The 6,056-nt window shown below is 36.3% G+C and carries 4 protein-coding genes; all 4 read left to right on the top strand.

What is annotated here, in order from left to right; all coding sequences use genetic code 11:
- Positions 1 to 174: 174 nt before the first annotated feature.
- The 4 genes from JOD21_RS19000 (at position 175) to leuS (ending at position 5,452) form a co-directional block, all read left to right on the top strand.
- Positions 175 to 1,014 carry a phosphoenolpyruvate carboxykinase (ATP) gene (locus tag JOD21_RS19000; RefSeq protein WP_204731068.1) on the top strand — a complete coding sequence of 280 codons (840 nt, stop codon included), beginning with the start codon at positions 175 to 177 and terminating at the stop codon, positions 1,012 to 1,014.
- Positions 1,015 to 1,041: 27 nt separating this feature from the next.
- Positions 1,042 to 1,653: a DUF6445 family protein gene (locus JOD21_RS18995; protein WP_204731067.1), complete on the top strand. Its 612-nt coding sequence runs from the start codon at positions 1,042 to 1,044 to the stop codon at positions 1,651 to 1,653.
- A gap of 35 nt (positions 1,654 to 1,688) precedes the next feature.
- Positions 1,689 to 2,885, top strand: a complete 1,197-nt coding sequence (locus JOD21_RS18990) for an MFS transporter (RefSeq protein WP_204731066.1) — start codon at positions 1,689 to 1,691, stop codon at positions 2,883 to 2,885.
- Positions 2,886 to 3,040: 155 nt separating this feature from the next.
- Positions 3,041 to 5,452, top strand: a complete 2,412-nt coding sequence (leuS, locus tag JOD21_RS18985; RefSeq protein ID WP_204731065.1) for a leucine--tRNA ligase — start codon at positions 3,041 to 3,043, stop codon at positions 5,450 to 5,452.
- Positions 5,453 to 6,056: the final 604 nt, after the last annotated feature.

Here is a 6,056-nt window from a genome sequence, read left to right as displayed (position 1 = left end):
GTCGCTAACTCTTTTCGACTGTTTGGGGAGGTTCTCCTTTTTTTATGCGCTAAAACGCTTGTGGGCGTTGGGCTGAGAATTATGAAATTCATTCAATTATAAAACAACTTTATTTCAAAAACATTATAAAGGTAGCCTTGATAATAAGAGCTAGATTAAGGGGTCAGAATGTATATGATGTATAAATACAAAACAAGAATTAACATCTTAGGTGGATGTATAGAAGTTAGATGTAAATATAAAAATTGCTTGGAGGGTATAAAATACTTCTTCTCTGCTAATTTTGATGACAGCTTAGATTTTACTCCTGATATAGTTATATATATTAGTTTAAAAGAATCCGATAGATACCTCTATAGGACAAGTCCTTCAGAAAATGGATATATAACTGGGGTTTCATATCAATTAAAGGGATCAAGCGAAATTTTGGAATGGGATTCTTATGATCCGCCTTTGCCACCTTTTGTTAAACCACCATTTTCAAACAATTTTGTAGCATTGCATGCAGGAGCTATACGTACTACTAATAATAACGCTATTTTGTTTGTTGGTCCTAAAGGAAGTGGAAAAACAACTTCTACTCTTGAATTAGTAAACAACTCAGATGAGTTTGAACTGCTAACGGACGAAACAGTTTTTGTTAGAAAGAGAAGTTTATTAGTGGAACCTTTTCCTAGGTTAGTGTTACCACGGGAAAAAATTGGTGAAGGGATAGAAAAAACATCAATAAGTTCAATAGAGGCTTATAAAAAAGTAGCACAAAAAGGAGCCTTAATAACACACTGCTTTTTGCTTGAAAAAAGCGATATAGAAGAACCTTCAATATCAGAAATTAGTAATTTTGAGTCATATCGTAATCTAATTGAATATTATCAATATGCAGGAACAAATTTTGAAGAAAGTTTAATTACTTTAAAAAAAATAGCTGATGAGGCTACCTTTAGTATAATTCGATATAAAGAATACGATGATTTAATACAAGTATTGAAAAATATCCCGAAAATCATTAAATAATATAAAGTCTGGAGGTTTAATTCTGAAATGTTGAAAAATATACATATAGTCGATAATTTTTATGATAATCCAGAGGTGATAAGAAATTTAGCTTTAAAAACTGATTACCACAAATTTAGAGCAGACGAACATTACCCTGGTTATGAAAGTGTTCAATCATTTTATGCAAAAGAACACGCTGATCGTTTTAAGTCAATAATCAATAAAGATATTATGGTTGATAAGAGCATGGTTTATGGGAAGTTTAGATATTCTGTTAAAGAGGCTGAGTCAATTAGCGATATCCATATTGATAGTGCAGAGTGGGCAGCGATGATTTATTTAAGTCTAGACGAAGATTCTAAAGGTGGATTAGGAATATACAAACACAAGCAAACGGGATTAATTACAGTTCCTCAAACAACAAAAGAGTTCGAAAAAATAGGGTATAATGGGTTTTACGATTTAGATGAAAGACTAGTTTATCCTGATACTTTTAATAAAGAGGCTTGGGAACTTATTGAGTTCATTCCTGTAAAATACAATAGGTTGGTTTTGTTTAAAGGATCTCAATATTTTCATTCAATAACGGAGAAGTTTGGTGAAAACGTTGAAAACGCTAGGTTAAATCATAGTTTTTTCTTTAATGAAAAAAAATAATATAACAAAAGTATTAACTTTTAGGGGCTGGATTTTTGATAAGTAAAAAATTACCATCGGTTGTTTATTTGTGGATTGGGCAAGGGATTTCAAGTTTTGCTACCTCGATATATACTTTAGCACTTGCTTGGTATGTTATTGAGCTAACCAGTTCCCCATTACAGATGGGGACTCTATTGTTTATTGCAATGATTCCACGAATCATTTTATCATTTATATCTGGAGCAATTGGTGATAGAGTCTCAAAAAAGAAATTTATAATTACAATAGATTTGTTAAGATTTACAATTGCCGCAATTTGGAGTATATCTCTATTCTCTAGACCAGTTAGCTTGACTGAAATATACATATTTACTTTTATATTTTCTGCAATGTCTTCGTTTTATCATCCAATATATAATTCGATGATCCCAGATTTACTCGATAAAAGTAACTTGAAATTGACTCAAGCTGCGTCCATAAATGAAATGGTTTTTAAAATATCTATGATAACTTCACCAGCAATTAGTGGGCTTTTAGTAGGGTTTATATCATTCGAACAATTTATACTTTTAAATGCATCGGGATTCCTTCTGGCGGCATTATTCACATCGCTCATTAAACATAAGGGTAAAGCAAAGTTGTATGATAGTAACAAATCTATTATATTTGACTTGAAAAAAGGTATTAATTATTTTGTTAATAACAAAATAATTTTTTGGTCTGTGATATTGATTACATTTGCTAATATAGCAGTTGTTAGCTATAACGTAAATTTAGCAAATTTGATTCAACATGAAATGGAAAGCACTCCTAGTCTTTACGGTTTGGTATTAACATTATTTTCTATAGGTTCTTTTCTAGGATTTTTATTTCTCTCAATATTTAAAGTAGAAAATTACAGAGGATATATTTATATTTGTAGTTTATTATTAGCTGGTATTTCCTTTGTTACCGTGGGTGTTTTTCTAAACCCTTTTTCTTTGATGTTGACATTCTTCTGTATAGGCTTGTTTTTTGCAGTTGTTAGTACGATATCTACTACTATCTTATTTGAAGTTCCTTCGGAGGATTATAGAGCTCGAATATTTGGTATTGCGAGCGTTTCAAGCTTATTGTCTCCGCTGGGATATTTGTTGTGGGGGTTTGTAGGAGAAAGTGTTAGCTCGTCCTTTGCTATTTCTTCATCAGGAATAATAATAATTTTTGTAGCGATAATTGGATTCTTTACGAGTTTAAGTAAGTTCAAATGACCAAAATTTAGAAAAATTACTTGGTTAAGAAAATATAAAGCAAATTATGCTGGTTTTCTATATAAACTTATATAAAATTTCGCTATATATAAACCACGTATTGTTACTGTGAAATAAATTAGCAGTTAATTTATCAGTATAGGCGGAGGGAATAAATGACATTTAAACATATAATGATTGAGAAAAAATGGCAACATCACTGGCTTGAAGAAAAAACGTTTAAGACACAGGAAGATTTTTCAAAAAAGAAATTCTATGTGCTTGATATGTTCCCTTATCCATCTGGCGCAGGTCTTCATGTAGGGCACCCGGAAGGTTATACAGCGACTGATATTCTTTCACGCTTTAAGCGTATGCAGGGCTACAATGTCCTTCATCCAATGGGATGGGATGCATTCGGACTGCCTGCAGAGCAGTATGCTATTGATACGGGAAATAACATTAGAGAATTTACAAAGAAAAATATCGATACATTCCGCCGTCAGATCCAGGAGCTTGGCTTTTCTTATGACTGGGATCGTGAAGTCAGCACGACTGACCCTGAATACTATAAGTGGACACAGTGGATCTTTCTGAAGCTTTATGAGCAGGGACTTGCTTATGTGGATGAGGTAGCCGTGAATTGGTGCCCGGCACTTGGAACCGTTCTTGCCAATGAAGAAGTGATTGATGGGAAGAGTGAGCGCGGCGGACACCCTGTAGAGCGTCGACCGATGAAGCAGTGGGTACTGAAAATTACTGCCTACGCTGACCGTCTGATTGATGACCTTGAAGAGCTGGACTGGCCTGAGAGCATTAAAGATATGCAGCGCAACTGGGTCGGCCGTTCTGAAGGTGCAGAGATTACGTTTAATATTGAAAATACAGGTGAAAAGTTTGACGTATTTACAACACGACCTGATACACTTTTTGGTGCTACTTACACAGTGCTTGCACCTGAGCATCCGCTCGTTGGAAAAATCACAACAGCAGATCAAAAAGATGCAGTTGATGCTTATATCAATGAGATCAAATCAAAGAGTGACCTTGAGCGTACTGATCTTGCAAAAGAGAAGACAGGCGTATTCACAGGTGCTTATGCCATTAATCCTGTAAATGATGAAAAAATGCCGATCTGGATTGCAGACTATGTCCTGATGAGCTACGGAAGCGGCGCAATCATGGCTGTACCGGCTCACGATGAAAGAGACTATGAGTTCGCACAGGAATTCAACCTGCCGATCCGTGAAGTAGTGGAAGGCGGAGACATTTCTAAAGAAGCATACACAGGAGAAGGTAAGCATGTAAATTCAGGCTTCCTTGACGGTCTTGGCAAAAAAGAAGCGATTGCGAAATCAATTGAATGGCTTGAAGAAAAGAACCTTGGCACGAAGAAAATCACTTACCGTCTGCGTGACTGGGTATTCAGCCGTCAGCGTTACTGGGGTGAGCCGATTCCGATCATTCACTGGGAAGACGGCACGATGTCAGGCGTACCTGAATCAGAGCTGCCGCTTGAACTGCCAAAAACAGAAAACATCAAGCCTTCAGGAACAGGTGAATCACCGCTTGCCAATATTGATGAATGGGTAAATGTGGTTCATCCTGAAACAGGCATGAAGGGTCGCCGCGAGACAAACACAATGCCTCAGTGGGCGGGTAGCAGCTGGTATTACCTGCGCTATATCGATCCGACAAACAGTGAAGCAATTGCTGATCCGGAGAAAATTAAGCACTGGCTGCCTGTCGATATTTACATTGGTGGAGTGGAGCACGCTGTCCTTCACCTGCTGTACGCGCGTTTCTGGCATAAAGTACTTTACGATATCGGTGTAGTACCAACGAAAGAGCCGTTCCAGAAGCTATTCAACCAGGGAATGATTCTGGGAGATAATAATGAAAAAATGAGTAAATCAAAAGGAAACGTTGTAAACCCTGATGAAATTATCCGCACACACGGTGCAGATACACTGCGCGTATACGAAATGTTCATGGGACCGCTTGAAGCATCTGTTGCATGGTCTGAAAACGGTCTTGACGGTGCAAGAAGATTCCTTGAGCGTATCTGGCGTCTGCTTGTAACAGATCAGGGCACACTGACGGATAAAGTAAAAGATCAGCCGAATGAAGCACTTGAAAAAGTGTATCATCAGACGGTGAAAAAAGTGACAGAAGACATTGAAGGCATCCGCTTCAACACGGCAATTTCACAGCTGATGGTATTCGTGAATGAGGCCTACAAAGTTGATGTGATTCCTTCAGCGTACATCAAAGGCTTTGTTCAAATGCTGTCACCATTTGCACCTCACCTTGCTGAAGAGCTGTGGGAAAAAGTTGGAGAAGGTGAGCTCAGCTATTCCGAGTGGCCAACATTCGATGAGTCCAAGCTTGTCAGCAATGAAGTTGAAATCGTTGTTCAAATCAACGGTAAGCTGAAAAAAAAGCTGATGGTTCCACGTGAAGCGTCACGCGAAGAAATGGAATCAATTGCAATGAAGCAGGAAGAAATCACTTCTGCCATTGAAGGAAAAACAGTCCGAAAAGTAATCGCAGTTCAAGGGAAGATTGTTAATATTGTTACAAATTAAAATACAGCATTCTTGACAGTACTGAAGTTATTAAATAATTCCTTTTTTATTAACTCAGTAATTTCAATTTGAAGCGAGCTATCTTATAACCTGAATTATGCTAGAAGAGTCTTAACTTCGTAAGAGGGATAAGACTCTTTTTTTGATTATTATAAAAGTATGGTTTGTGTATAGAATTTTAGTCATTATGTCATGAGTTCAGTTCATTCATTCATTCATTTATTTGAAAAGATTATTCGCCATCCCAGAGATAATAAAAACATAAATCTAAAAATTAGTAAAAGTTATTGAATAGTTCACAAAAGTACACATATATGAACGCTTTGAAAAAAGCTAAAAGCCGGCAAAAAGAACGTTCTTAAATGTACCAGAGTACTTTACGAACGTTCTTTTTCTTCGATATACATTTGAAGACAAAATGTGTAAAAAATCTATAAATAACAAAAAACATTATCTAGATGAATAATGTTTTTTGTTATTTATAGCAAGTGTAATAGTTTGATACGCTATTGAATACAGCCATTAGATTGACCCACCTTTGCCATCTTTTTGATCCACTAGTGACACGTTTTTATACCACCTCTGCCATAGAGAGATCCACCCT

This window comes from Jeotgalibacillus terrae (assembly GCF_016908195.1).
GTDB classification, from domain to species: domain Bacteria; phylum Bacillota; class Bacilli; order Bacillales; family Jeotgalibacillaceae; genus Jeotgalibacillus; species Jeotgalibacillus terrae.
This window is presented reverse-complemented; position numbering and strand designations above follow the sequence as displayed.

Excerpts from the sequence above, each read along its gene's own strand:
- JOD21_RS19000 (WP_204731068.1), top strand. The coding sequence starts at position 175 with ATGATGTATAAATACAAAACAAGAATTAACATCTTAGGTGGATGTATA.
- JOD21_RS18995 (WP_204731067.1), top strand. The coding sequence starts at position 1,042 with ATGTTGAAAAATATACATATAGTCGATAATTTTTATGATAATCCAGAG.
- leuS (WP_204731065.1), top strand. The coding sequence starts at position 3,041 with ATGACATTTAAACATATAATGATTGAGAAAAAATGGCAACATCACTGG.